Source organism: Pseudomonas phenolilytica (assembly GCF_021432765.1).
Lineage (GTDB): Bacteria > Pseudomonadota > Gammaproteobacteria > Pseudomonadales > Pseudomonadaceae > Stutzerimonas > Stutzerimonas phenolilytica.
On record NZ_CP058908.1, the window covers coordinates 38,198 to 63,634 of the forward strand.

The following is a 25,437-nucleotide window of genomic DNA, read 5'->3' on the forward strand; positions in this document are numbered from 1 at the left end:
ATAGTACTTTGGTGCCTGTTGCCTGCTGCGATGGTCGCCCCGCGCCACGACCCTCGCCGCATGACTCAGGCCAGCGCGGCGATGCGCCGCTGCAGACGCACCTGCAGTTTTTCCAGCTCGGCCGGATCGGCCTTGCCGGCGGCGTGGATGCCGAGCCCCTCGCCGGCGTAGCGCGGGACGATGTGCATGTGGATGTGGAACACCGTCTGCCCCGCCGGGGCGCCGTTGAACTGCGCGACCTGCACGCCGTCCGGCTGCAGCTCGGCGACGATCGCGCGGGTCAGCTGCTGCACCACGCGCATCACGGCCGCCAGCGCATCGCTGTCCACGTCGAGGATGTTGCACGCCGCCGAGCGCTTGGGGATCACCAGCGTGTGGCCGAACGATTGCGGAAACAGATCGAGAAAGGCGAGCACCTCGTCATCCTCGTAGAGCTTGTAGCAGGGCGCGTCGCCGCGGATGATCTGGGCGAAAATGTTCTGCGGGTCGTAACTGGCGATCAGGGACACCGGACTTCTCCAGGCTGAGGACGAACGCAGACCATAGCCGGAGCCCGCGGCCAGGCCAAGCGTCGCCGCGGCCGCCGGCCCGATCTTCCACTCAGCCAAGGAGCCGCGCATGCAACTGGCCAGAATCGAACACCTGCTCGTCGGCAAGGCCGTCCCCTATACCCGCCCGGGCAGCCACAGCGCCATCGCCAAGCAGCCGGTGGCCGGGCCGCTGGCGGTCGGTGTCGAGGGGCTGGCCGGCGACGAACAGGGCGATCGACGCGTGCATGGCGGCATCCACAAGGCCGTGCATCACTATCCTTACGAGCACTACCAACGCTGGATCGAGCAGCTCGGTCGGCTGCCGGTGCTCGAACAGCCCGGTGCGTTCGGCGAGAACATCAGCACCCGCGGGCTCAGCGAGGCCGATCTGTGCCTGGGCGACGTGCTGCGCTGCGGCGACGTGTTGCTGCAGGTGGCGCAATCGCGCCAGCCGTGCTGGAAGCTCAACGATCGTTTCGGCGTCACCGACATGGCGCTACGCGTGCAGCAGAGCGGCATGACCGGCTGGTATTACCAAGTGCTGGAGCCCGGCGAGCTGCAGGCCGGACAGAGCCTGATGCTGGAGCAGCGCCCCTACCCGCGCTGGTCGCTGACCAGGGTGATGGACGTGCTCTACCGCCACACCCTCGACCACGCCGCCCTGCAGGAACTGGCCGAGCTGCCGCTGGTGCCGAACTGGCGCAAGCTGGTGGAGCGGAGGCTGGAGGTCAACGCGGTGGAAGACTGGAGCAAGCGCCTGTACGGCGCGCCGGACGCCTGAGCGGCCCGGCGCGAGCAGGCACGGCGCTGGTTACAGGCTCATCACGTCGACGAAGCGCGGTGTGGCGCTGTCGTCGATGCGCAGGCTCTTGAAGTCGAACAGGTTGCGGTCGGCCAGCTGCGAGGGCACCACGTTCTGCAGCGCACGGAACATGATCTCGGTGCGCCCCGGCGACTTGCGCTCCCACTCCTGCAGCATCTCCTTGACCACCTGGCGCTGCAGGTTTTCCTGCGAGCCACAGAGGTTGCAGGGGATGATCGGGAACTCCTTCATCTTCGAGTAGGCCTCGATATCCGCCTCGTTGCAGTAGGCCAGCGGACGGATCACCACGTTGCGGCCGTCATCGGAGAGCAGCTTGGGCGGCATGGCCTTGAGCGTGCCGCCGTAGAACATGTTGAGGAAGAAGGTTTCCAGGATGTCGTCGCGGTGATGCCCGAGCGCCATTTTGGTCGCCCCGATCTCGTCGGCGAAGGTATACAGCGTGCCGCGACGCAGGCGCGAACACAGCGAGCAGGTGGTCTTGCCTTCCGGAATTTTCTCCTTCACCACCGAGTAGGTGTCCTTCTCGATGATGTGGTACTCGATGCCGAGGCCCTTCAGGTACTCGGGCAGCACGTGTTCGGGGAAGCCCGGCTGCTTCTGGTCCATGTTGACCGCCACGACCTCGAACTTGATCGGCGCGACCTTCTGCAGATACAGCAGCACGTCGAGCATGGTGTAGCTGTCCTTGCCGCCGGACAGGCAGACCATGACCTTGTCGCCGTCCTCGATCATGTTGAAGTCGGTGACGGCCTCGCCGGCCAGGCGGCGCAGGCGCTTCTGCAGTTTGTTCTGGTTGACCGAAAGGGTGCCCATGCTGGAAATCCGGAGGAATGCGAAAGCCGCGCATTTTACGCGCAAAGCGCGTGCGGCCCCAGCCCATCCGGCAGGCGCGACGCTGTGAAGCGCCGCAGACTTGGCCGGGGATACGCTGTGCTAGGCTGCGCGCATGGACGACCTCTCCCCCGCGATGGACCTGCCAGCGCAACTGCTCATCCTGCTGCGCGAGCAGCCGCAAGGCTTCAGCGAATTCGAGCTGATCCAGCAGCTCAAGCGGCGCCACTGCACGCACATTCCCCACTTGCCGCTGACCGACAAGCTGGTGCTGTTCCGCACCCACTTTCTGCTGTTCAACGCGCTCTATCAACTGCGCGACCAGCTCTGGCGGGATGCCGGCGGCCATCTGCACATCACGGCGCTCTGCATCCAGCTGCATCCCTACGACGCCGGCACCCACGCGCTGGTCGAAGAAGACCCGCTGCGCGCCTACTACCTGGACCTCAGCAACCTGCGCGACACCGACGAGCCCGCCGTCGAACGCCTGCTGGCCAGCTTCTGGACCCGCATGCAGGGCGACGAGGACAAACGCGCGGCGCTGGAGCTGTTCGAGCTGGATCGCCTCGCCCAGCCGCTGGACATGCACATCATCAAGCAGCGCTACCGCCAGCTGGTGAGCCAGCATCATCCCGACCGCGGCGGCAGCACGCAGCGCCTGCAATCGATCAATCTGGCGATGGAAATTCTGCAACGCTATTACCGTTGACCACCTAGCTTCGATTCGCTCTAACCAAGCACCTGCATCCTCGGCATGCCTCCCTATACTGCGGCATAAGGTCGCACGTTGCCGTCGCTCGGACGAATTGCCAGGCGCGCGGCCGACCAATAGCAGAGGAGACGCTGGCATGATCAATCACGTGTGGGGCCTGTTCACCCATCCCGGTCAGGAATGGCGTGAGATCCGCGGCGAGAATGAATCCATCGGCCGCATGTACCTGGGACATGTGCTGCTACTGGCGGCCATTCCCGCGATATCCGCCTTCATCGGCGCCACCCAGGTCGGCTGGAGCATCGGCGGCGGCGAGCCGGTCAGGCTGACCGAAGCGAGCTGTCTGCAATTGGTGATCCTCTCGTACCTCGCCATGCTCGCGGGCGTCGCGGTCATGGGTGGTTTCATCCACTGGATGGCGCGCACCTATGACGCCAGTCCGACGCTCAGCCAATGCATCGCCTTCGCCGCCTACACCGCAACTCCGCTGTTCATTGGCGGTCTGGCGGGGCTATACCCGCATGTCTGGCTGTTCATGCTGGTGGGCACCGCGGCGATCTGCTACACCGCCTACCTGCTCTACGTCGGGTTGCCGAAGTTCATGAACATCCCGGAGGACGAGGGCTTCATGTTCTCCAGCTCGGTGCTGGCCGTCGGGCTGGTAGTGCTGGTGGCGATCATCGCGATCTCGGTGATCACCTGGGGCATGGGCTTCGGGCCGGTCTACGTGCGCTGAGCGTTCAGCGGCATCCATCAGGGGCCGCCGTGGGCGGCCCTTGCATGTATGGTGGCGAAACCCTTGCGGCATCCGCCGTTCTACATCTGTAACGCGACCGCGCCCGCTACGGCGGCCGGCCTCTCCCGCACGCAGATGGAGACTCGGTATGACCCCGCACCTGTTCACCTTGCTGACCCGCCCTGACAAGGCGTGGACCGACATCCGGCGCGACGAGGCCAGTAACAGTTCCAACTATCTGCTGCATCTGCTGCTGTTCGCCCTGCTGCCGGCGGTCTGCATGTTCATCGGTACACGTCTGGTGGGCTGGAGCCTGGTCGAGGACGAGCGCATCCGCCTGGATACACGCAGCGCGCTGCAACTGAGCGTGGTGATCTACCTGAGCATCATCCTCGGCACCTTTGTCATGGGCTGGTTTCTGCGCTGGATGTCACGCTCGTTCGAGGCGCGACCGACATTCAACCAATGCGTCGGCTTCACCGCCTACGTCATCACGCCATTCTTCCTCGCCGGCCTGGGCGCGCTGTATCCGACGCGCTGGCTCGCGCTCGTCGTGCTGATTGCCGCCGGACTCTATGCGACTTATCTGTTGCTGGTCGGCCTGCCGACGTTCATGCGCCTCGACAGCCGCAACAGCTTTCTCTATGCCGCCAGCGCTTGGGGCGTCGGCCTGCTGGTGCTGGTCAACATCAAGATACCGATGATCCTGTTCTGGATGCTGGTACTCGACCCGAACTACGAGCGCGATCTGGTGCAGGATCAGAGCTACGGCACCCAGGAGGAGCGTCCGCGCCAGGAGCCGCCGGGCCTGCAGCGCTGAAGCCGGCTTTGGCATAATGCCCCACCCGCGGTGGAGCCCCCATGCCCGAACGACTCAACGCCCGTGTCGAAGCCTGTTACCAGCAAGCCGAGGCCTTTTTCAAGCAACGCTTCGAACGCCCGCAGGTGAGCTTCCGCCTGCGCGGACAGAAGGCCGGCGTGGCGCACCTGCAGGAAAATCTGCTGCGCTTCAATCCGCAGCTGTACCGGGAGAACAGCGAGCACTTTCTCCGGCAGACCGTTGCCCACGAAGTTGCCCACCTGATTGCCCACCGCGTCTTCGGCCCGAACATTCAGCCACATGGCGCGGAGTGGCGGCTGATCATGCAGGGCGTCTACGAACTACCGCCGGAGCGCTGCCACAGCTACACGATCGTCCGACGCCAGCGCACGCTGTACCTGTATCGCTGCGCGTGCACGGAGCGCGACTTCCCCTTCACCGCACAACGCCATGCCCTGGTGCGCAAGGGCCGTCGCTACATCTGCCGCAGTTGCCGGACGACGCTGGTCTTCACCGGCCAGCAACGCGTCGAGTAACGGCGCAGCGCCGCTCCGGCGACCGTTCCCTGCCCGTCGCGCCCGAGAATGCATTACCGAATGTAACCGTGACCAAAGCGGCACCACGTCGCGCGAATCCGATAAAACCCCTCGCCCCTGCGTCGAAAAGTCGCAACATTGCGCTGTCAGGATTAATCTGCGCGCCCACTGCTGTTCACGCGGCGGAGCGTGCGACGCGCGCTAATCGGATGAACGCCGATTGCCATCCGGAGGTCACTGACTAGACTGCCTTGCACGTCGGTTCGGAGTACGAAAATGACAACAACACCCGATACGCCTGACTCGTCGCCCTCGCAGAAGCGCGATGAAACCCGCCTGTTCATCTTCCTCATCGTCTTCCTGTTCCCCTTGCTGAGCATCGCGCTGGTCAGCGGGTACGGCTTCATCGTCTGGATTTCGCAGATGTTCTTCGGTCCGCCGGGACCGGCCTGACAAGCGCCGCGCTATCCGTGTTTCTCGCCGGGGCTCGCGTCCCGAACTCATCGATCAGCCGGAACATTACCGATGGATCACACCCTGCATATCGCCAGCCTGCTGGTGCATTGCCGCCCCGAAGTGCTGCCGGCGGTCAAGGCCAACCTGCGCCGCCTGCCGAACCTCGAACTGCATCAGGAGAGCGCCGCCGGCAAGCTGGTGGTGGTGCTCGAAGCCGAGCATGAACGCCACATCCTGAACGCCATCGACCAGATCCAGCAGCTGCCGGGCGTACTCAACGCCGCCCTGATCTACCACGAAGAACTTCTCGGCCTCGAAGGAGAAGCCTGATGAGCATGACCCGTCGTCAATTCGCCAAGGCCAACGCGGCGGCCATCGCCGCCACCGTCGCCGGCATGCCGATCGCCACCAGCGCGGCCAACCTCGTCACCGAAGCGGACGCCACCAACCTGAACTGGAACAAGGCGCCCTGCCGTTTCTGCGGCACCGGCTGCAGTGTGATGGTGGCCACCCGGGAGAACCGCGTGGTGGCCACCCACGGCGACGTCAAGGCCGAGGTCAACCGCGGCATCAACTGCGTCAAGGGCTACTTCCTGTCGAAGATCATGTACGGCAGCGACCGCCTGACCCAGCCCCTGCTGCGCATGAAGGATGGCAAGTTCGACAAACAGGGCGAGTTCCAGCCGATCAGCTGGGAGCAGGCGTTCGACATCATGGAAGAGAAGTACAAGGCCGCACTCAAGGCCGGCGGCCCGGAAGCCATCGGCATGTTCGGCTCCGGTCAGTGGACGATCTGGGAAGGCTACGCCGCCAACAAGCTGATGAAGGCCGGCTTTCGTTCCAACAACATCGACCCCAACGCCCGCCACTGCATGGCCTCGGCGGCGTTCGGCTTCATGCGCACCTTCGGAATGGACGAACCGATGGGCTGCTACGACGACATCGAAGTGGCCGACGCCTTCGTGCTCTGGGGCTCGAACATGGCCGAGATGCACCCGGTGCTGTGGACGCGCGTGACCGACCGCCGCCTGAGCGCGCCGCACGTGAAAGTCGCGGTGATGTCGACCTTCGAGCATCGCAGCTTCGAGCTCGCCGACATCCCGATGGTGTTCAACCCGCAGACCGACCTGGTGATCCTCAACTACATCGCCAACCACATCATTCAGAGCGGCGCGGTTAACAAGGACTTCATCGATAAGCACACCCGCTTCGCCAAGGGCGCGCAGAACATCGGTTACGGCCTGCGCCCCACCGACCCGCGCGAGCTGAAGGCGGAGAACGCCAAGGTCGCCAACACTTGGAGCGACATCAGCTTCGAGGACTACGCCGAGTTCCTCAAACCCTACACCCTGGAACACGCGGCACAGGAATCCGGCGTACCGGCCGAGCGCCTGCGCGCGCTGGCCGAGCTGTACGCCGACCCGAAGACCAAAGTCATGTCGTTCTGGACGATGGGTTTCAACCAGCACACCCGCGGTGTCTGGGCGAACAACATGATCTACAACATCCATCTGCTCACCGGGAAGATCAGCGAGCCGGGCAACAGCCCCTTCTCGCTCACCGGCCAGCCATCGGCGTGCGGCACCGCACGCGAAGTCGGCACATTCTCCCATCGTCTGCCGGCTGACATGGCGGTGGCCAATCCCAAGCACCGCGCCACCGCCGAGAAGATCTGGAAGCTGCCCGAAGGCACCATCCAGGAAAAGCCCGGCTTCCACGCCGTCGAGCAGAGCCGCATGCTCAAGGACGGCAAGCTCAAGGTGTACTGGACGCAGGTCACCAACAACATCCAGGCCGGCCCCAACCTGATGCAGGAAACCCTGCCGGGCTGGCGCAATCCCGAGACCTTCGTCATCGTCTCCGACGTCTATCCGACCGTCTCGGCGCAGGCCGCCGACCTGATCCTGCCGAGCGCCATGTGGGTAGAAAAGGAAGGCGCCTACGGCAACGCCGAGCGCCGCACGCAGTTCTGGCATCAGCTGGTCGATGCGCCCGGCGAGGCGCGCTCGGATCTCTGGCAGCTGGCGGAGTTCTCCAAACGCTTCAGCGTCGACGAGGTCTGGCCCGCAGAACTGCTGGCCAAGGCACCGGAACTCAAGGGCAAGACGCTGTTCGACGTGCTGTTCAAGAACGGCAAGGTCGACCGCTTCCCCGCCGCTGATATCGCCACCGGCTTTCGCAACCGCGAGGCGGAGGCCTTCGGCTTCTACCTGCAGAAGGGCCTGTTCGAGGAATACGCCGAGTTCGGTCGCGGCCACGGTCACGACCTGGCGCCGTTCGACACCTATCACGAGGAACGCGGCCTGCGCTGGCCGGTCGTCGACGGCAAGGAAACCCGCTGGCGCTATCGCGAAGGCCACGACCCCTACGTCGAGAAAGGCAGCGGCGTGCAGTTCTACGGCTACCCGGACAAGAAGGCGATCATCTTCGCCCTGCCCTACGAGGTGCCCGCCGAGGTGCCCGACGCCGACTACCCGTTCTGGCTCAGCACCGGCCGCGTCTTGGAACACTGGCACACCGGCAGCATGACCCAGCGGGTCGACGAACTGCACCGTGCGGTACCCGACGCGCTCGTCTACATGCACCCCGAGGACGCACGCAAGCTCAACGCGCGGCGCGGCAGCGTGGTGAAAGTGATCAGCCGGCGCGGCGAAATGCAGGCACGGGTGGAAACCCGCGGGCGCAATAAACCACCGCAGGGTCTGGTGTTCGTGCCGTTCTTCGACGCCAACAAACTGATCAATAAAGTCACTCTCGACGCCACCGACCCGATCTCCAAGCAGACCGATTACAAGAAATGCGCCGTCAAGATCGAAGTGGTCAGCATCGCCTGAGGAGAGCCGCCATGAAATTCCGTTTTCTGCCGCTGAGCCTGCTCGCGGTGTTCGGCCTGGCCATCGCCGCCGAAACCAATTATCCGCTGGACGCCCCCGCGCCGGACGGGCGTCGTCCCGGCGGGACGCTGACCCAGGAGTTCACCCCGCCGCCCTTGCACGACGAGGAGAACAAGGACCTGCGCCGCGAGCGCAACTACCCGGAGCAGCCACCGACCATCCCGCATACCATTCGCGGCTATCACGTCGACAAGAACGCCAACAAATGCCTGTCCTGCCACAGCCGGGAGAACAGCGCGCGCACTCAGTCGCCGATGATCAGCATCACCCACTACACCGACCGCGACGCCCAGACCCTGGCCGCCGTGGCGCCACGGCGCTACTTCTGCACGCAGTGCCACGTACCGCAGCAGGACGTGAAGCCGCTGGTGGAGAACGAGTTCAAGAACATCGACGAACTGCTGTACCGGGAAACCTCGCAACCCGGCAACACACCGTGAGGGCCCGCCGATGAAGTCGATACTGCCGTTTCTCAAGCGCTACTGGACCGTCCTGCGCCGCCCGAGCGTGCATTACAGCCTGGGCGCGCTGGTGCTCGGCGGGTTCATCGCCGGCATCGTGTTCTGGGGCGGCTTCAACACCGCGCTGGAAGCCACCAACACCGAGGCCTTCTGCATCTCCTGTCATGAGATGGAAGACAATGTCTACGTGGAGATCAAGGACACCATCCACTACAGCAACCGCTCCGGCGTGCGCGCGACCTGTCCGGACTGCCACGTGCCGCATGAATGGACCGACAAGATCGCGCGCAAGATGCAAGCGTCCAAGGAGGTCTGGGGCAAGATCTTCGGCACCATCAGCACCCGCGAGAAGTTCCTCGACAAGCGCCGCGAGTTGGCCGAGCACGAGTGGGCGCGGCTGAAGGCCAATGATTCGCTGGAGTGCCGCAACTGCCACGACTTCGATTACATGGACTTCACCCGGCAGAGCCCGCGCGCCGCCAAGTTCCACTCCACCGCGCTGGCCAGCGGCGAGGCCACCTGCATCGACTGCCACAAGGGCATCGCCCACAAACTGCCGGACATGCACGGCGTACCGGGCTGGTAAGCGCACGACGCGCAGGTTCCAGGCTACGGCCTGGTGCCTGCCGAACCGTTGCGCCCGCAGTCAGTCCAACAGCCGCTATTCTTGTGACACACCACCCATTGCCCGTCCGCTCGCCCGTCAAGGAGTCCCCGATGCGCCATAGCCTGTTCGGCCTGCTCATGGTCGCCAGCCTCACCGCCAACGCTGCGGTCCAGACCCAGGAAATCCCCTACACCGCCGCCGACGGCACGCAGATGAAGGGCTACTTCGCCTATGACGACGCCATTGACGGCCCGCGGCCGGGCATCGTGGTGGTGCATGAATGGTGGGGGCTCAACGACTACGCCAAGCGCCGCGCGCGCGATCTCGCCGAACTAGGCTACAGCGCTCTGGCCATCGACATGTACGGCGAGGGCAAGAACACCGAACACCCCAAGGACGCGATGGCCTTCATGCAGGCCGCACTGAAGGATGCCGACGCCGCCCGGAACCGCTTCGTCGCCGGGCTCGACCTGCTCAAGGCGCAACCACAGACCGACACCGCCAAGCTCGGCGCCATCGGCTACTGCTTCGGCGGCAAGGTGGTGCTGGACATGGCACGCCAGGGCGTACCGCTGGAAGGCGTGGTCAGCTTCCACGGTGCGCTCGCCACCGAGACCCGCGCCGTACCGGGCAGCATCAAGGCGCGCGTGCTGGTCGAGCATGGCAGCGAGGACAGCATGATCAGCACCGATGACATCGCCGCGCTGAACGTGGAAATGGTCAAGGCCGGCGCCGACTACCAGTTCGTCAGCTTGCCCGGCGCGAAGCACGGCTTCAGCAACCCGGCTGCCGACACGCACCAGAAAGACGGCCTCGACGTGGCCTACCAGAAGGCTGCGGACGAACGCTCCTGGGCGGACATGCAGCGCTTCTTCGAGCAGACCTTCGGTACCGCGCAAGCCGCCACAGCGCAATGACCCCGCTCGCCCCACCGCCCGGCGCGGCGGGGCGACGTGGTAGCATGGCCGCCTGATTCTCTTGCCGATCCCGAGTCATGGCCGAACACGACTTCCGCTACACCCTGCTCAATCCCGCGCACACCCTCACTGAATGCCGCGCCCTGGCGCCGGGCCGCTACCAGGTCACCGGCAACGGTGGCTCGATCCGCACTGGCGACGTACTGATCGTCACACTCAAGGGCAGCCGCGATCTGTCGCAACACCTGACCGTGGACAAAGTCCGCCACCTGATCAGCCCGCCCGGGCAATGGGTAGCGGTCTGCCGCGGCCCAGTGTTCCGCGAGCTGGCGATCCTCAACTGGCAGGTCGATTGCGACGGCTGCGGCAAACGTCTCGACTTCGAATTCGCCGTGGACGCCGCGCTCGGCGAGTCGGCGCGCGCACCGGCGGCGCAGGCGCGCATCGTCGAGCTCGGTTGGCGCGAACGGGACGGCGGCCATTTTTGCTCGAACTGCCAGGAGGCCAAATGAACGTTTCGCACACCCTTACCGCTACCCTGCTCGCCGTGGGTCTCGCGGGCTGCGCCGTCGAGCCCTTGAAGCTGCAGAAGGACGTCACCTACATCGCCGAATGGATCGGCGACGACCCGGTGATCGGACGCACGCCCGTCTCACTCACGCTCAGTGACGGTCGCGCGTACGGCAATGCCGGCTGCAACCACTGGTTCGGCAGCTATGAACTCGACGGTCAGCGGATTCGCTTCAGCAATCTGGGCAGCACGCGCAAGCTATGCGCCGAAGAGATCATGGAGCAGGAACAGCACTTCCTCGACGTCCTCTCGCGCGTAGAACGCTGGGATGTCTCTAACATCGACCAGCTGCGCCTGTGGCCCAGTGACGGCACCGCGGTACGTTTCTGGCCCGAACAAGGCTGAGCTGTGCCAAAACCGCGCAGATCAGCCGGTCTGCGCACCAACCTCGCGCGCGCCAACGCGCTCGCGTCGACCTGAACGTCCGCTCCACGCCGCGCTCAACCTGCTGGCACAGACTGTGCAGAACGTCCTCAGACAGTTTCGGGGACCTCGGTACAGGCAGGCCGGGCAATCCCCCCTTTAATTCGCCGCCGCGACCGCAATGACGGTCAGAACAGTTTCAACTGTTCGAAGCCCGCGCGCAGATCGATCAGCCGCACCCCGACGCCGATCAGCCGAACCGGCCGCGCCCCGCGGGCGAATGCGCCGGCAAGCAGATCGGCGTAATCCTCCAGCGCCAGGCCGGCGCCGGCCTGCTCCAGGGTGGTTTGAGTGAAGTCGTGGAACTTAAGTTTGACGAACGGTTTACCCGCCCGGTAGCCGCTGTCCAGCCGCGCCATCCGTCGCTCGAGCTGCGCCAGCAGTTCGGGCAGCTGTGCACGGCAGGCGGCGAGATCCGGCAGGTCCTGATCGTAGGTCTGCTCGACGCTGACCGATTGCCGTCGGCTTTCCACCTGCACGGGGCGTTCATCGATCCCCCGAGCGAGGTGCCACAGCCGCTCGCCGAAGGCGCCGAACTCACGCACCAGCTGCAGCTTGTCCCAGGCAAGCAGATCGCCGCAGCTGCGAATGCCTAGTCGGGCGAGCTTCTCGGCAGTCACCCGGCCGACGCCGTGCAGACGATTGACTGGCAGCTCCCTGACGAAATCTTCCACCTCGCCCGGCGTGATCACGAACAGCCCATCAGGCTTGTTCCAGTCGCTGGCGATCTTGGCCAGGAACTTGTTCGGCGCCACGCCGGCCGAGACGGTGATGCGCAGCTGCTGCCAGACGCGACGGCGAATGTCCTGAGCAATGCGCGTGGCACTGCCGGAGAAATGCTCACAGGCCGATACGTCTAGATACGCCTCGTCCAGTGACAGCGGCTCGATCAGGTCGGTATAGGTACGAAAGATCGTATGGATTTCCCGCGAGGCCTCCCGGTAGGCATCCATCCGCGGGCGCAGGATGAGCAGGTCGGGACAGAGCTTTAGCGCATGCGCCGAAGCCATCGCCGAGCGCACTCCGTAGGCGCGCGCCTCGTAGTTGCACGTCGCGATGACTCCGCGCCGATCGGCGGCACCGCCGACCGCCAGCGGCCGATTGGCCAATGCCGGGTCGTCACGCATCTCGATCGCGGCATAGAAGCAATCGCAATCGATATGGATGATCTTGCGGGACTTGCTCTGGCTCACGGCAGCGAAGTTACCGACGAAGGAAGCGACCACCACGGTCGGCGCTGCATCATACGAGCAACATCGTGACTGGGCGAGCCTGCTTCCGGTCAGAGCCCGAGCGGATAGGGTTCGATCAACGCGCGGCCATAGCCTTCGATGAACTCCGCCGGCATGCGCTTTGGCTTGCCGGAGGACATCTCGATGCACACGAACGTAGTCTGCGCGCGCAGCAGCGTCACCCCGTCCGCCGGCCGTACGAGCTGGAAATGCCGTTTCATCTTCAACCGCTGATCGGACTCGACGATCCAGGTTGCCAAGCACAGATGATCGCCCTGATAGGCGGCGGCCAGATAATCAATCTCATGGCGCAGCACCGCCATTGCGCGGTTCAGCCGGCGGTAGTCTTCCAGGCCGAGCCCCAGGCTACGCGAATGCTGCCAGGCGCAGCTTTCCAACCACGACACGTAGACCGCATTGTTGGCATGACCGAGTTCGTCGATATGTTCGGCGCCGACATCCAGCTCGATGACGAACGCATCCGCCAGATCCCACCCCATGATGTTCCCCTTACGTTAACGCCGCAGCGTGCATGAAAAACCAGCCGAGCCCCGCTGTCACTCCATAGCAAGGCACCGCTATGCCCTGACATTCAGAACGCCGAAGTATGCAGAAAAATGACGCAGAGACGGGACGGAGTATTTTCGACGCCAAAAAACAAAAGGGCCACTCCATGATGGAATGACCCCTTGAAGCCCAAGACGGGCAATAAAATGGCGTCCCCTAGGGGACTCGAACCCCTGTTACCGCCGTGAAAGGGCGGTGTCCTAGGCCACTAGACGAAGGGGACGAAACCTTCGATACGATCCGGCAAATTTGCCGAAGCGCGTGGAATTGGTGGAGCTAGACGGGATCGAACCGTCGACCTCTTGCATGCCATGCAAGCGCTCTCCCAGCTGAGCTATAGCCCCGGATTTAGCGTCTCGCGACGTGCGCTACACATCGTGCAGCAGCTGAAAAATGGCGTCCCCTAGGGGACTCGAACCCCTGTTACCGCCGTGAAAGGGCGGTGTCCTAGGCCACTAGACGAAGGGGACGCAAGCCCTTCAAAGGCGACCGATCAAATGATCGGTGTGGCAATCGAGATTGGTGGAGCTAGACGGGATCGAACCGTCGACCTCTTGCATGCCATGCAAGCGCTCTCCCAGCTGAGCTATAGCCCCATCTCGAGGACGGGGCGCATATTAGGGGCGCACCTAGGCAGTGTCAACATTATTTTCGACCGCGACCCCGAAGTTTTTGGCAACAGGAACAAATACTTAACGCCGACGAATGGCGCCATGCCGTCGCCCTCGCATGCCGCGCCCGCGTAACGGGGCGCGGCCTCAATCTGCGGGGCGATCAGCCGATCACCGCGAGCAGCTTCTCCCACTCTTTGGCTTCTTTCTTCGACGCGCCGCCAAGCAGCTCCAACGCATTGCGCAGCCGGAAGCGGGTCAGATCCGGCCCGATGATTTCCATGGCATCGAGCACCGACACCGAACTCGCCTGCCCGGTAATCGCCGCGAACATCAACGGCATCACATCGCGCAGCTTGAAACCGAGGTGCTCGGCGACCTGCGTGATACAGCCGGTGATGCGCTCCTTCTCCCAATGCCGTAGCGCCTCCAGCTTCCAGAGGATCAACTGCAGCACCTGACGCACCTGGGCTTCATCCAGTTTCTTATGCGCGAACAGCGCGCTATCGAGGCTCAGCGCGCCGGAAAAGAAGAAACCGGCCAGCGGTGCGATCTGACTGAAGGTCTCCACGCGCTGCTGCACGTGCGGTGCGATCTTCATCAGATACGCGGGATTGAACGCCCACTTCTGCACTTCTTCGGCGAAGCGCTCCACCGGCAGCTCGCGCAGCCACTGGCCGTTCAGCCAGGAGAGTTTTTCCAAATCGAAGATCGGCCCGCCGAGGGATACGCGCAGGATATCGAAGTGCTCGATCATCTCCCGCAGGGTGAACTTCTCGCGCTCGTCGGGCATCGACCAGCCCATGCGGCCCAGGTAGTTGAGCATCGCCTGCGGCAGGAAACCCATGCGCTGGTAGAAGGTGATCGAGGTGGGGTTCTTGCGCTTGGAAAGCTTGCTCTTGTCCGGATTGCGCAGCAGCGGCATGTAGCAGTTCACCGGCGCTTCCCAACCGAAGTACTCGTACAGCTTGAGCAGCTTGGGCGCGGACGGTAGCCACTCTTCGCCGCGCAGCACGTGGGTGATGCCCATCAGATGGTCATCCACCACGTTGGCGAGAAAGTAAGTGGGTAGGCCGTCGGCCTTCATCAGCACCTGCATGTCGATGCGGTCCCAGCCGATCTCCACTTCGCCGCGCAGCATATCCTTGACCACGCAGACGCCATCGCTCGGCACCTTCATGCGAACCACGTGCGATTCGCCGGCGGCCACGCGACGCTGCGCCTCTTCCGGCGCAATGTGCATACAGTGACCGTCGTAGCGCGGGGTTTCCTTGTTGGCCATCTGCTCGGCGCGCACCGCATCCAGACGCTCGGCGGAGCAGAAGCACGGGAAGGCGTGGCCCTTGGCGACCAACTCGTCCGAATACTGCTTGTAGATCGCGCCCCGCTCGCTCTGCCGGTACGGACCGTGCGGACCGCCGACGTCCGGCCCCTCGTCCCACTCGATACCCAGCCAGCGCAGCGCGTCATAGATCTGCTGCTCGGACTCGCGGGTCGAACGTACCTGATCGGTGTCCTCGATGCGCAGGATGAACTGGCCGCCGTGCTGCCGCGCGAAGCACAGGTTGAACAGCGCGATATAGGCAGTGCCGACGTGGGGATCGCCGGTCGGAGATGGCGCGATGCGGGTGCGGACCGTGGTCATGGAAGCTCTCGAACGAAGGACGGACGGAAAAATCGAAGGCGCGAATGTTAGCAGGCGCGGCGCCGGCTGCTCCAGTTCGCCCCTGGCAGCACGGCGCGGCGGCTAGACCTGCAGCAGGCGCTCGCGCAACTTGTGAATCTCGTCGCGGGCCTCCGCCGCAGCCTCGAATTCCAGATCGCGCGCCAGCAGCAGCATCTTTTCTTCCAGCTGGCGGATGCGCTTGGTGATCTCGCTCGGCGAGCGCAGCTCGTTCTCGTAGCGCGCGCTTTCCTCCGCGGCCTTGGCCTCGCTGCGCCGTTTGCGGCTGCGCGATCCGGGCACGGTGGCGCCTTCGAGAATGTCCTGCACATCCTTCTTCACGCCCTTGGGCACGATGCCGTGAGCTTCGTTGAAGGCGATCTGCTTGGCCCGGCGCCGCTCGGTTTCGTCGATGGCGCGCTGCATCGAGCCGGTGATGTTGTCGGCGTAGAGAATGGCGCGACCGTTGAGGTTGCGCGCGGCGCGGCCGATGGTCTGGATCAGCGAACGCTCGGAGCGCAGGAAGCCTTCCTTGTCGGCATCGAGCACGGCCACCAGCGAGACTTCCGGCATATCCAGCCCCTCGCGCAGCAGGTTGATACCCACCAGCACATCGAAAGTGCCCAGACGTAGGTCGCGGATGATTTCTACGCGCTCCACGGTATCGATGTCCGAATGCAGATAGCGGACGCGCACGTCATGGTCGCCGAGGTAATCGGTGAGGTCCTCGGCCATGCGCTTGGTCAGCGTGGTGACGAGCACGCGCTCTTCCTTGGCGACGCACTTGCGGATTTCCGACAGCAGGTCGTCGACCTGGGTCAGCGCCGGGCGCACCTCGATCTGCGGATCGACCAGACCGGTCGGCCGCACCACCTGCTCGACCACGCGGCCTGCATGCTCGGCCTCGTATGGGCCGGGCGTGGCGGAAACGAAGATGGTCTGCGGACAGATCGCCTCCCACTCGTCGAAGCGCATCGGTCGGTTGTCCAGCGCCGATGGCAGGCGGAAGCCGTACTCCACCAGGGTTTCCTTGCGCGAACGGTCGCCCTTGTACATCGCGCCGACCTGCGGCACCGAGACGTGCGACTCGTCGATCACCAGCAGCGCATTGGGCGGCAGGTAGTCGAACAGCGTCGGTGGCGGCTCGCCCGCCTCGCGCCCGGAGAGGTAGCGCGAGTAGTTTTCGATGCCGTTGCAGTAGCCCAGCTCCATGATCATTTCCAGATCGAAGCGCGTGCGCTGCTCCAGGCGCTGCGCCTCCACCAGCTTGTTCTGTCCGCGCAGGTAGTCGAGCCGCTCGCGCAGCTCGTCCTTGATCTTGTCGATGGCACCGAGCAGCGTCTCGCGCGGGGTCACATAGTGGCTCTTGGGGTAGAAGGTAAAGCGCGGCAGCTTGCGGATCACCTCGCCGGTCAGCGGATCGAACGCCGACAGGCTCTCCACTTCGTCGTCGAACAGCTCGATGCGCACCGCCTCGAGCTCCGATTCGGCCGGAAACACGTCGATCACGTCACCGCGCACACGGAAAGTCGCGCGGGCGAAATCCATGTCGTTGCGCGTGTACTGCAAGCCAGTCAGCCGGCGCAACAGCTCGCGCTGGTCGAGGCGATCGCCACGATCGACGTGCAGCACCATTTTCAGGTAGGACTGCGGATCGCCGAGGCCGTAGATGCAGGAGACGGTAGTGACGATGATCGCGTCCGGTCGCTCCAGCAGCGCCTTGGTCGCCGACAGGCGCATCTGCTCGATATGGTCGTTGATCGAGGCGTCTTTCTCGATGAAGGTATCCGACGAGGGCACATAGGCTTCGGGCTGGTAGTAGTCGTAATAGGAAACGAAGTACTCCACCGCATTGTTCGGGAAGAACGCTTTGAATTCGCCATACAGCTGGGCCGCCAGCGTCTTGTTTGGCGCCAGCACCATCGTCGGGCGCTGCACCTGGGCGATGACATTAGCGATGCTGAAGGTCTTGCCCGAACCGGTCACCCCCAGCAGCGTCTGATGCGACAGCCCAGCCTCGATACCCTCGACCATCAGGCGGATGGCCTCCGGCTGATCGCCAGCCGGCTTGAATCGCGTGACCAACTCGAACTTGGACATCTCGCCCCTCTGAAAAAACATGCGTGATCCCAGGATTCGCACCCCGCCAACAGGCTGTCGGAGCACGAGCCGCGCGGGGCAGAAAACCACTTAAGCATATCGCAGGCTGCCGGAGTGACCGCTATACTACCGCCCCGTTTGCGCATCCCCCTGCGCGCCAGTGCGGGGGTCGATGTTTCCGCCACTCTTGTCTTTCGAGCCCCCTCACCATGAGTTTGTTCTCTGCTGTCGAAATGGCGCCGCGTGATCCCATCCTCGGCCTCAATGAAGCCTTCAATGCCGACACGCGGCAGAACAAGGTCAACCTCGGTGTCGGTGTCTATTACAACGAAGAAGGCCGCATTCCGCTGCTGCGCGCCGTCGCCGAGGCCGAACAGGCACGCATCGCCGCACATGCACCGCGTGGTTATCTGCCAATCGAAGGCATTGCCGCCTATGACTCGGCAGTACAGAAACTGCTGTTCGGCAACGATTCGGCACTCCTCGCCGAGGGTCGCGTGGTCACGGCCCAAGCCCTGGGCGGCACCGGCGCACTGAAGGTCGGCGCCGACTTCCTCAAGCGACTGCTGCCCGACGCCACCGTGGCGATCAGCAATCCGAGCTGGGAAAACCATCGCGCACTGTTCGAATCCGCTGGTTTCCTGGTGCAGAACTACCGTTACTACGACGCCGCCACCCACGGTATCGACCGTGACGGCCTGCTCGCCGACCTGCAGAGCCTGCCGGCGCGTTCCATCGTGGTGCTGCACGCCTGCTGCCACAACCCGACCGGCGTCGATCTCACGCTGGAGGACTGGAAACAGATTCTCGACGTGCTTCAGGCGCGCGGACACATCCCGTTCCTCGACATCGCCTATCAGGGCTTCGGCGACAGCATCGAGGAAGATGCCGCGGCCGTGCGCCTGTTCGCCGCCTCGGGCATGACCTTCTTCGTGTCCAGCTCGTTCTCCAAATCCTTCTCGCTGTATGGCGAGCGGGTCGGTGCGCTGTCGATGGTCACCCAGAACCGCGAGGAGTCGGCGCGTGTGCTGTCGCAGGTCAAGCGTGTGATCCGCACCAATTACTCCAACCCGCCAACCCACGGCGCAACCATCGTCGCCTCGGTGCTCAACAGTCCGGAGCTGCGCGCCATGTGGGAAGCCGAGCTGGCCGAGATGCGCGAGCGTATCCGCGAGATGCGCCTCGGCATGGTCAAGCAATTGGCCGCCAAGGGCGCGAAGATCGACTTCAGTTTCGTCGCCGCCCAGCGCGGGATGTTCTCCTATTCGGGACTCACGGCGGAGCAGGTCGAACGCCTGCGCGCCGACTTCGGCGTCTACGCCATCAGCACCGGCCGCATCTGCGCGGCCGCACTGAACCGCAACAATCTGGATATCGTCACCGACGCTATCGTTCAGGTTCTGTGAAGGTCGCCATGGGCAGGCACCACCCGGCCTGCCCATGGCGTTGAGAGGCAACCCGGAGGGGTTGACTTCTCCTTTCCAAACAGTAGGATACGCACCGTTGTTCCGCGATAGCTCAGTCGGTAGAGCAAATGACTGTTAATCATTGGGTCCCTGGTTCGAGTCCAGGTCGCGGAGCCAAATTCGAAAGCCTCGGTTAAAACCGGGGCTTTTTTGTGCCTACCGAAATCGCACCACGGGCCGCGGCCCTGCAAACTCCCGCACACCCGCCGCGAACCGCCCTCGTCATTCCGTGAGCGGCTGCTCAGCGCGCAGGCGCAACCAGCCCTGTACCAGCAACGAGCACCCCCACCCCAGCAGCACGCCCAGCACGTTGGCCAGCATGTCCCAGCGTGACGCCATGCGATGCGGAAGCAGGCTCTGCGCCAACTCGATCAGCAACGCCGCGGCGACTGCGAAACCGAAGCCCCACAGAAACGAAAGCCGGGCAAACGCCAGGCGCAGTGTGAAGGCCAGCGCGGCAAACCCGAGCAGGTGATGCAGCTTGTCCTGCTGGTCAAAGAACTGCGGCACCGGTTCCGGTCGCAACCCACTTGCCAACACCACCGCCAGCACAATCAAAAAAGGCAACACACGCAAATACGACATGGAACAGGGAAGCCCTCTTGATCAATACAGTGGTCAGTTCGTCCATCCTGCCATCAACGCAGGAACGGCGACGACCAGGACACAGACCACGGAATCTGCATATCGATCAATCAACCGAGCGACATTCGATCGACGCGAGCATGCAGCACAAACAGAAACGCCCCACGAGGGGGCGCTTCGGATGGAGGCTGTTGCGATCACTCTTTGGTGGCAGCATCCGCCGCACCAGCGGGAGTTTCTTCGGCCGCCGGCGCCGCGTCGTCACCCTTGATCCCGAGCAGTTCCAGCTCGAAGACCAGCACCGAGTTGGCCGGAATCAGCGGGCTCGGGCTCTGCTCGCCGTAGGCCAGCTCGCTCGGGATGTAGAGCTTGTACTTCTCGCCCACGTGCATCAGCTGCAGACCTTCGACCCAACCCGGAATCACGCCGCCGACCGGCAGATCGATCGGGCTGCCACGCTTGATCGAGCTATCGAACACAGTGCCGTCGGTCAGGCTGCCCTCGTAATGCACGGTGACGATGTCGTCGGCCGTCGGCTGCGCACCCTCGGCAGCCTTGATCACTTCGTACTGCAAGCCGGACTCGGTGGTCTTCACGCCTTCGCGCTTGGCGTTTTCCTCGAGGAATTTCTTACCGGACTCGACTGCCTTGGCGTTCATTTCAGCCATGCGCTCTTCCGAACGCTTCTGCAGGAAGGCAAACGCCTCCATCAGCTGCTCGTCGGTCAGCTTCTGCTCCTGCTTGCCGATCGCATCTTCGATGCCCTGCGCCACTGCCTGCGAGTCGAGATCATCCATCCCCTCCTGCGCCAGGCTCTTGCCCATATTCAGGCCGATCCCGTAGGACGCCTTCTGCGCAGGAGTTTCCAGCTTGACACTGGTCTGCGAGTCGCAGCCGGCCAATACCAGGCCAACCAGGGCGACCGCTGATGCCAAACGATGATGTCTCAGTCTCATGCTGTTTCCTTTTTACTCTGGCAGGGACAGGCCCCGAAAAGACGTCGAGCTTAGCAGGCGCGCGCAAACACTGGCTACCGCGCACCCTGGCCGGGATAGTAAAGAGAGTGCAAAGAGAGACGCGGGCATCAGCATCGATGCAGAAGAGATCACGGCGGCGGGCTGTGCTCGCTGAGCAAACGGCGGACATAAAAAAAGCGGCCATCAAGGCCGCTTCTTTCGATGCTTCCGGGCGTTCAGTGGACCCATGAAGCGAATATGGCGCAGCGGACGGGACTCGAACCCGCGACCCCCGGCGTGACAGGCCGGTATTCTAACCGACTGAACTACCGCTGCGCTTAACCTCGAGTGGTGGGTGATGACGGGATCGAACCGCCGACCCTCTGCTTGTAAGGCAGATGCTCTCCCGGCTGAGCTAATCACCCTTTGCTCTCGAAGTGGGGCGCATTCTAGAGAGGCATCCGAGCCTTGGCAAGCCCCTTATGAAAAAAAAATTGCAGGCGTTCCAAAGACTTAGGAAAAGCCTGGGTTTGCTGCCGTAATTCCCTTTTGTACAGGCCGGGCCGACCGACAGGGTTGGCCTGTGATCCGCGGGGAGGAATAATGCGCGCTTTGCTTTCGGAGAATCACCCTGCCATGTGGTTTCGCAACCTGCTCGTCTACCGTCTCACCCAGAATGTTCCTTTCGATCCCGAGACACTCGAAACCGCACTCGCCGCCAAGCCTGCCCGCCCCTGCGCCAGCCAGGAACTGAGTACCTATGGCTTCGTCGCGCCGTTCGGCAAGGGCGAGGATGCCCCGCTGGTGCATGCCAGCCAGGGTTTCCTGCTGATCGCCACGCGCAAGGAGGAACGCATCCTGCCGGGCAGCGTGGTCAAGGACGCGCTGAAGGAGAAGATCGACGAAATCGAGGCCGAGCAGATGCGCAAGGTCTACAAGAAGGAGCGCGACCAGATAAAGGACGAGATCATCCAGGCCTTCCTGCCGCGCGCCTTCATCCGCAAGTCCGGCACCTTCGCGGCGATCGACGCCGAGCGCGGCTTGATTCTGGTGAACTCCGCGAGCCCGAAGAAGGCCGAGGACCTGCTGTCGACCCTGCGCGAAGCCATCGGCTCACTGCCGGTGCGACCGCTGACGGTGAAGATCGCGCCCAGCGCCACGCTTACCGAATGGGTCAAAGCGCAGAAGGCGGCCGATGACTTCTTCGTGCTCGACGAATGCGAGCTGCGCGATACCCACGAGGACGGCGGCACGGTGCGCTGCAAGCGTCAGGACCTCACCAGCGACGAGATCCAGCAGCATCTGGAGGCCGGCAAGCAGGTAACCCAGCTGGCGCTGGCCTGGCAGGACAAGCTGTCCTTCGTGCTCGACGACAAGACGGTGATCAAACGCCTGCGCTTCGAGGAACTGCTGCAGGATCAGGCCGAACAGGATGGCGGCGACGACGCCCTGGCCCAGCAGGACGCCAGCTTCCTGCTGATGATGATGACCTTCCGCGAGTTCCTCCCGGCACTGTTCGAGGCACTCGGCGGCGAAGAGATTCCGCAGGGCATCTGAACCGCCCCGCGCGGGCGCGGCTCCGCTGGCCGACAGCGGCAGTTCCCGCCCGCGCTAGCCCCGACGCACACGCAAGCGCAGCGCCAACGCGCCACCCCGGCGCGTGCCCAGCAGCCAAAGCAGAAACCGCTCGATGAATTCCGGCACCGACAGGAACAGCGCGCCGGTCACCGCGAGGCTCAGCAGCGAAACGACGAGAAACAGCTGCGGAATCGTCAGTTGCAACAGCACCAGCAGCACGATGGCCACCAGCGCCGACGCGACCATGAACAGCGCATTGAGGATGTTGTTCGCCGCCACCACCCGAGAGCGCTCGTGAGCCACGCTGCGCGACTGGATCAGCGCATACAGCGGCACGATGTACAGCCCGCCGAACATGCCCAGCCCGAGAATGTCCGCCAGGATCAGCCAGGCCAGCGGCTCGTCCAACAGCGTCAGCCAATCCTGCGTGCCAGCGACCGCCGGAAACGCCGCCGCGTGCCACCACAGCAATAATCCGCACAGGCTCAGACCCAGCGCGCCGAAGGGCACCAGGCCAAGCTCGACGTGATGCCGCGACAGCCGCTCGCACAACAGCGAACCCAGCGCGATGCCCACCGAAAACAGCGTGAGGATCAGCGTCACCACGCTTTCGTCACCGTGCAGCAGCTCCTTGGCGAACGCCGGAATCTGCGTCAGATAGGTCGCGCCGAGGAACCAGAACCAGGAATTGCCGAGCATGGCGTGCGAAACCGCGCGCTGCTGGCCGAGCCCCAGACGCATCACCCGCCATGACTGGCGCAGCACGTTCCAGTCGAGCTTCAACTGCGGCAGCGCCGCCGCGGTCCGCGGAATGCCGAGGCTGGCGAGATAGCCCGCCAGCGCCAGGGCCACCACACTGAACGACACCAGAGCGACGTAATGCTCGTTGGCCATCAGCAGCCCGGCGCAGAGCGTGCCGCCGAGAATCGCCAGAAAGGTACCCATCTCCACCAGGGCGTTGCCGCCCACCAGCTCGTCGTCATCGAGCTGCTGCGGCAGGATCGAGTACTTCACCGGACCGAACAGCGCCGACTGCGTGCCCATGCAGAACAGCACCAGCAGCAGCAACGGCAGATTGCCCAGCAGCAGGCCGCAGGCGCCGGCGAGCATGATCGGAATCTCGGCGAACTTGATGCGGCGAATCAGCCAGGCCTTCTCGAACTTCTCGCCGAACTGCCCGCCCAGCGCGGAGAACAGAAAGAACGGCAGGATGAACAGCAACGCGCAGAGATTGACCAGCAGGCTCTTGTCCGCGCCGCCGGCGAGGCGGAACAGAATCGCCAGAACCAGCGCCTGCTTGAACACGTTGTCGTTGAACGCACCGAGCAGCTGCGTCAGGAAGAACGGCAGGAAACGCCGCTTGCCGAGCAGGGTAAATTGCGAATGCATGCTCATCGTCGGCTCACAGGGTCAGCTGGCCGAAAGCCCAGCGCAGCAGGAAGAAGCACAGTAGCCCGCCGGCGATGGTCGCCAGCAGGTTGCGCGTCAGCACCGCAACCGCGATCGCCAGCACGCCGGCCAGCAGGTAGGCGTTGCGCCAGTGCAACGCCCACTCGCCTTCGGGCAGCAGCATGCCGGGCACGACGATGGCCGTCAGCACCGCCACCGGCACATAGTGCAGCCCCTGCTCCACCAGCCGTGGGAAACGCAGGTTCGGCCAGGCGAAGAAGGCATAGCGCGTCAGGAAGGTGATGGCGAGCATGCCGAAGATGAGCAGCCAGGTATTCATAGTTCCCCCCGAGCACGCGCGGCCGCTTCGGCGCGCTGCTCCAGCCAGACGCCGACGACGATGCCCGCCAGCGCGGCGGCGATCAGGCCGAGCTTGTACGGCAGCTCCCAGGTCAGCAGCGCGACGATGCCGGCGCACACTGCCGAGGCCACTTGCGGGCGGGTGGTCATCATCGGCACAGCGATGCCGATGAAGGTAGCGATCATCGCGAAATCCAGCCCCCAGCTCGCCACATCCGGCACCGCCTGGCCGAACAGCACGCCGACCAGGGTCGACAGCTGCCAGTTGATGAACATCGTCAGCGCCGCGCCGAGGAAGAACCAGTGCTTGTGCGGCGAGGCATCGTCGCGGGCATAGCGCTGCTGCACCACGGCGAACGCCTCATCGGTCAGCAGGAAGGCCAGCGGCGCGCGCCAGCGGCCCGACAGGTGGCGTACGAACGGCTGCAGTGCCGCGCTGTAGAGTGCATGGCGTAGGTTGACCACGAAGGTGGTCAGCAACACCACCGCCGCGCCCACGCCGCCGCTGATCAGGGTCACGGCGATGAACTGTGCCGAGCCGGCGAACACCAGCGCCGACATGCCGAGCGTCTGCCAGAACGACAGGCCCGCGGCGATGGACAGGGTGCCGAAGATGATGCCGAAGGGGATCGCACCGAGCACCAGCGGCAGGATATCGCGACAACCGTGGAGGAACTCTTGCGAACGCGACATCGAATCATCCTGACGATGACAAGGCACAACGACTGCAGCGACGCTGCGCCGGTCGGGCGAGCGTAACGGACAGTCGGGACAGTTGAATGACCGGAGCGACGGCCCGGCAAAGGACGAACCTTACCGCAAAGTCCGCCGCAGGGGCGACGGCCTGCACGCGCCACGCGGAAGGCAAATCAGCCGGCTGTCATTTGCGCCTTGAGCGCCGGCCATTCCTGATCGGTGATGCTGTACAGCACCGTGTCGTCGAGCCGGCCGTCGGCTAGCCGCCGATGATTGCGCAGCAGCCCTTCGCGCTGCGCGCCGAGCTTCTCGATGGCACGCTGCGAGCGCAGGTTGCGCGCGGCCGTCTTCAGTTGCAGGCGTACCAGCTGCCAGTCCTCGAACGCGTGACGCAGCAGCAGCGCCTTGACCGAAGCATTCAGGCCGCTACCGTGCTCGGCACGGTCGAGCCAGGTCCAGCCGAGTTCGGCGGCCGGCAGGCTGGGCATGAAGTCGGCGAAGCGGGTGGTGCCGACAATGCGTTCGGCCAGCCGCACGGTGAACACCACGGCGCGCTCCTCGCGCTGCTCGGCCAGCGCGAGGCGATACCAATCCGGGCGCAACGGCCCGTTCATGTAAATCAGCTCGTCGCGATTCGCTTCGGCCAGCGACACCAGCTGTGGGATGTCGGCTTCAACCATCGGCTCCAGGCGCAAGGCTCCGCGTTGGAGCATGAGCGGACGCGGCGTGAACATGCATGATCTCCCGGTAGTGGACAGGCTGGTCGATGCCAGCCAGATTCAGACAGCGACGCGACGCCAAGTGCACCACGCAGAGCCGCCGGCGATGCTGCCGCCAGGGCCGTGCCAACCCCATGCGACCTTGGTCGCACGCTGCGACACGGGCTGCACGAATGCTGCGAAACTGCGCCGATTCAT

The 25,437-nt window shown here is 64.1% G+C and carries 27 protein-coding genes and 7 tRNA genes; 16 read left to right on the forward strand and 18 right to left on the reverse strand.

Features of this window, described 5'->3' with window-relative positions:
* Window positions 1-65 precede the first annotated feature (65 nt).
* On the reverse strand, window positions 66-509 hold the full coding sequence (locus tag HU825_RS00240) for an HIT family protein (RefSeq protein WP_234302681.1): 444 nt from the start codon (window positions 507-509) through the stop codon (window positions 66-68).
* A gap of 109 nt (window positions 510-618) precedes the next feature.
* On the opposite strand from HU825_RS00240, the gene HU825_RS00245 reads away from it, so the two are divergent.
* A complete protein-coding gene (locus HU825_RS00245) occupies window positions 619-1,311 on the forward strand; it encodes an MOSC domain-containing protein (protein ID WP_234302682.1) in 693 nt (230 codons plus the stop codon).
* Between the two features lie 30 nt (window positions 1,312-1,341).
* Here the strand turns inward: HU825_RS00245 and ttcA are convergent, their stop codons facing one another.
* Window positions 1,342-2,166 (reverse strand): tRNA 2-thiocytidine(32) synthetase TtcA, encoded by an 825-nt coding sequence (gene ttcA / locus HU825_RS00250; protein ID WP_008569930.1) that lies wholly within the window; start codon window positions 2,164-2,166, stop codon window positions 1,342-1,344.
* A gap of 133 nt (window positions 2,167-2,299) precedes the next feature.
* On the opposite strand from ttcA, the gene HU825_RS00255 reads away from it, so the two are divergent.
* The 12 genes from HU825_RS00255 (at window position 2,300) to HU825_RS00310 (ending at window position 11,239) form a co-directional block, all read left to right on the forward strand.
* Window positions 2,300-2,893, forward strand: coding sequence for a DNA-J related domain-containing protein (locus tag HU825_RS00255; protein ID WP_234302683.1), 594 nt, complete (start codon window positions 2,300-2,302; stop codon window positions 2,891-2,893).
* A gap of 139 nt (window positions 2,894-3,032) precedes the next feature.
* Entirely contained in the window at window positions 3,033-3,632 is a 600-nt protein-coding gene (locus tag HU825_RS00260) for a Yip1 family protein (RefSeq protein ID WP_043299194.1), read from the forward strand.
* Between the two features lie 148 nt (window positions 3,633-3,780).
* Window positions 3,781-4,452, forward strand: coding sequence for a Yip1 family protein (locus tag HU825_RS00265; protein ID WP_138300266.1), 672 nt, complete (start codon window positions 3,781-3,783; stop codon window positions 4,450-4,452).
* Window positions 4,453-4,493: 41 nt separating this feature from the next.
* Complete coding sequence (locus HU825_RS00270; protein ID WP_043299191.1) at window positions 4,494-4,988, forward strand: SprT family zinc-dependent metalloprotease; 495 nt, start codon at window positions 4,494-4,496, stop codon at window positions 4,986-4,988.
* Window positions 4,989-5,264: 276 nt separating this feature from the next.
* Window positions 5,265-5,441: a periplasmic nitrate reductase, NapE protein gene (napE, locus tag HU825_RS00275; protein WP_008569939.1), complete on the forward strand. Its 177-nt coding sequence runs from the start codon at window positions 5,265-5,267 to the stop codon at window positions 5,439-5,441.
* A 72-nt stretch (window positions 5,442-5,513) separates the two neighbouring features.
* Entirely contained in the window at window positions 5,514-5,774 is a 261-nt protein-coding gene (locus HU825_RS00280; RefSeq protein WP_043299190.1) for a chaperone NapD, read from the forward strand.
* Complete coding sequence (napA, locus tag HU825_RS00285; protein ID WP_234302684.1) at window positions 5,774-8,278, forward strand: nitrate reductase catalytic subunit NapA; 2,505 nt, start codon at window positions 5,774-5,776, stop codon at window positions 8,276-8,278. Before HU825_RS00280 ends, napA begins: the two co-directional genes overlap by 1 nt.
* A gap of 11 nt (window positions 8,279-8,289) precedes the next feature.
* Window positions 8,290-8,778, forward strand: a complete 489-nt coding sequence (locus HU825_RS00290; RefSeq protein WP_054095155.1) for a nitrate reductase cytochrome c-type subunit — start codon at window positions 8,290-8,292, stop codon at window positions 8,776-8,778.
* A 10-nt stretch (window positions 8,779-8,788) separates the two neighbouring features.
* Window positions 8,789-9,385, forward strand: a complete 597-nt coding sequence (locus tag HU825_RS00295) for a cytochrome c3 family protein (RefSeq protein WP_054095156.1) — start codon at window positions 8,789-8,791, stop codon at window positions 9,383-9,385.
* Window positions 9,386-9,516: 131 nt separating this feature from the next.
* Window positions 9,517-10,323 (forward strand): dienelactone hydrolase family protein, encoded by an 807-nt coding sequence (locus tag HU825_RS00300; RefSeq protein WP_054095157.1) that lies wholly within the window; start codon window positions 9,517-9,519, stop codon window positions 10,321-10,323.
* Window positions 10,324-10,400: 77 nt separating this feature from the next.
* Window positions 10,401-10,835: a hypothetical protein gene (locus tag HU825_RS00305; RefSeq protein ID WP_234302685.1), complete on the forward strand. Its 435-nt coding sequence runs from the start codon at window positions 10,401-10,403 to the stop codon at window positions 10,833-10,835.
* The gene (locus HU825_RS00310) at window positions 10,832-11,239 is read left to right on the forward strand and encodes an META domain-containing protein (protein ID WP_043299179.1); all 408 of its coding nucleotides are present in this window, start codon (window positions 10,832-10,834) and stop codon (window positions 11,237-11,239) included. Before HU825_RS00305 ends, HU825_RS00310 begins: the two co-directional genes overlap by 4 nt.
* Window positions 11,240-11,445: 206 nt before the next feature.
* On the opposite strand, the gene dinB is transcribed toward HU825_RS00310, so the two are convergent.
* The 8 genes from dinB to uvrB all read right to left on the reverse strand — a co-directional run bounded on the left by dinB (window position 11,446) and on the right by uvrB (window position 17,490).
* Window positions 11,446-12,444, reverse strand: coding sequence for a DNA polymerase IV (gene dinB / locus HU825_RS00315; protein WP_231736850.1), 999 nt, complete (start codon window positions 12,442-12,444; stop codon window positions 11,446-11,448).
* A gap of 155 nt (window positions 12,445-12,599) precedes the next feature.
* Window positions 12,600-13,049, reverse strand: a complete 450-nt coding sequence (locus tag HU825_RS00320) for an acyl-CoA thioesterase (protein ID WP_054095159.1) — start codon at window positions 13,047-13,049, stop codon at window positions 12,600-12,602.
* A gap of 214 nt (window positions 13,050-13,263) precedes the next feature.
* Window positions 13,264-13,339 (reverse strand) — tRNA-Glu (locus tag HU825_RS00325).
* A gap of 45 nt (window positions 13,340-13,384) precedes the next feature.
* Window positions 13,385-13,460 (reverse strand) — tRNA-Ala (locus HU825_RS00330).
* 50 nt (window positions 13,461-13,510) lie between these two features.
* Window positions 13,511-13,586, reverse strand: a tRNA-Glu gene (locus tag HU825_RS00335).
* A 50-nt stretch (window positions 13,587-13,636) separates the two neighbouring features.
* A tRNA-Ala gene (locus HU825_RS00340) sits at window positions 13,637-13,712 on the reverse strand.
* 178 nt (window positions 13,713-13,890) lie between these two features.
* Entirely contained in the window at window positions 13,891-15,372 is a 1,482-nt protein-coding gene (gene gltX / locus HU825_RS00345; RefSeq protein ID WP_234302686.1) for a glutamate--tRNA ligase, read from the reverse strand.
* A 102-nt stretch (window positions 15,373-15,474) separates the two neighbouring features.
* Complete coding sequence (gene uvrB, locus HU825_RS00350) at window positions 15,475-17,490, reverse strand: excinuclease ABC subunit UvrB (protein WP_043299175.1); 2,016 nt, start codon at window positions 17,488-17,490, stop codon at window positions 15,475-15,477.
* 209 nt (window positions 17,491-17,699) lie between these two features.
* Here uvrB and HU825_RS00355 point away from each other — a divergent pair, with 209 nt between their 5' ends.
* Together HU825_RS00355 and HU825_RS00360 are read left to right on the forward strand one after the other, a co-directional pair.
* Window positions 17,700-18,896 (forward strand): amino acid aminotransferase, encoded by a 1,197-nt coding sequence (locus HU825_RS00355; RefSeq protein ID WP_234302687.1) that lies wholly within the window; start codon window positions 17,700-17,702, stop codon window positions 18,894-18,896.
* Window positions 18,897-18,997: 101 nt separating this feature from the next.
* Window positions 18,998-19,073 (forward strand) — tRNA-Asn (locus HU825_RS00360).
* 105 nt (window positions 19,074-19,178) lie between these two features.
* On the opposite strand, the gene HU825_RS00365 is transcribed toward HU825_RS00360, so the two are convergent.
* The 4 genes from HU825_RS00365 to HU825_RS00380 all read right to left on the reverse strand — a co-directional run bounded on the left by HU825_RS00365 (window position 19,179) and on the right by HU825_RS00380 (window position 20,922).
* Window positions 19,179-19,541, reverse strand: coding sequence for a VanZ family protein (locus HU825_RS00365; protein ID WP_138300273.1), 363 nt, complete (start codon window positions 19,539-19,541; stop codon window positions 19,179-19,181).
* A 197-nt stretch (window positions 19,542-19,738) separates the two neighbouring features.
* Window positions 19,739-20,491 (reverse strand): BamJ family beta-barrel-assembly machinery protein, encoded by a 753-nt coding sequence (locus HU825_RS00370; RefSeq protein WP_431978481.1) that lies wholly within the window; start codon window positions 20,489-20,491, stop codon window positions 19,739-19,741.
* Between the two features lie 265 nt (window positions 20,492-20,756).
* Window positions 20,757-20,833: transfer RNA gene (locus HU825_RS00375), tRNA-Asp, on the reverse strand.
* Between the two features lie 13 nt (window positions 20,834-20,846).
* A tRNA-Val gene (locus HU825_RS00380) sits at window positions 20,847-20,922 on the reverse strand.
* 211 nt (window positions 20,923-21,133) lie between these two features.
* Here HU825_RS00380 and rdgC point away from each other — a divergent pair.
* Complete coding sequence (gene rdgC, locus HU825_RS00385; protein WP_234303428.1) at window positions 21,134-22,054, forward strand: recombination-associated protein RdgC; 921 nt, start codon at window positions 21,134-21,136, stop codon at window positions 22,052-22,054.
* Window positions 22,055-22,108: 54 nt separating this feature from the next.
* Here rdgC and HU825_RS00390 read toward each other — a convergent pair whose 3' ends face one another.
* The 4 genes from HU825_RS00390 to HU825_RS00405 all read right to left on the reverse strand — a co-directional run bounded on the left by HU825_RS00390 (window position 22,109) and on the right by HU825_RS00405 (window position 25,254).
* Window positions 22,109-23,470, reverse strand: coding sequence for an MFS transporter (locus HU825_RS00390; RefSeq protein WP_156715148.1), 1,362 nt, complete (start codon window positions 23,468-23,470; stop codon window positions 22,109-22,111).
* Window positions 23,471-23,477: 7 nt separating this feature from the next.
* Window positions 23,478-23,804, reverse strand: coding sequence for an AzlD domain-containing protein (locus HU825_RS00395; RefSeq protein ID WP_043297618.1), 327 nt, complete (start codon window positions 23,802-23,804; stop codon window positions 23,478-23,480).
* Window positions 23,801-24,517 (reverse strand): AzlC family ABC transporter permease, encoded by a 717-nt coding sequence (locus HU825_RS00400; RefSeq protein ID WP_043297617.1) that lies wholly within the window; start codon window positions 24,515-24,517, stop codon window positions 23,801-23,803. Before HU825_RS00400 ends, HU825_RS00395 begins: the two co-directional genes overlap by 4 nt.
* A 176-nt stretch (window positions 24,518-24,693) precedes the next feature.
* Window positions 24,694-25,254 (reverse strand): GNAT family N-acetyltransferase, encoded by a 561-nt coding sequence (locus HU825_RS00405; protein ID WP_043297616.1) that lies wholly within the window; start codon window positions 25,252-25,254, stop codon window positions 24,694-24,696.
* Between the last annotated feature and the right edge of the window lie 183 nt (window positions 25,255-25,437).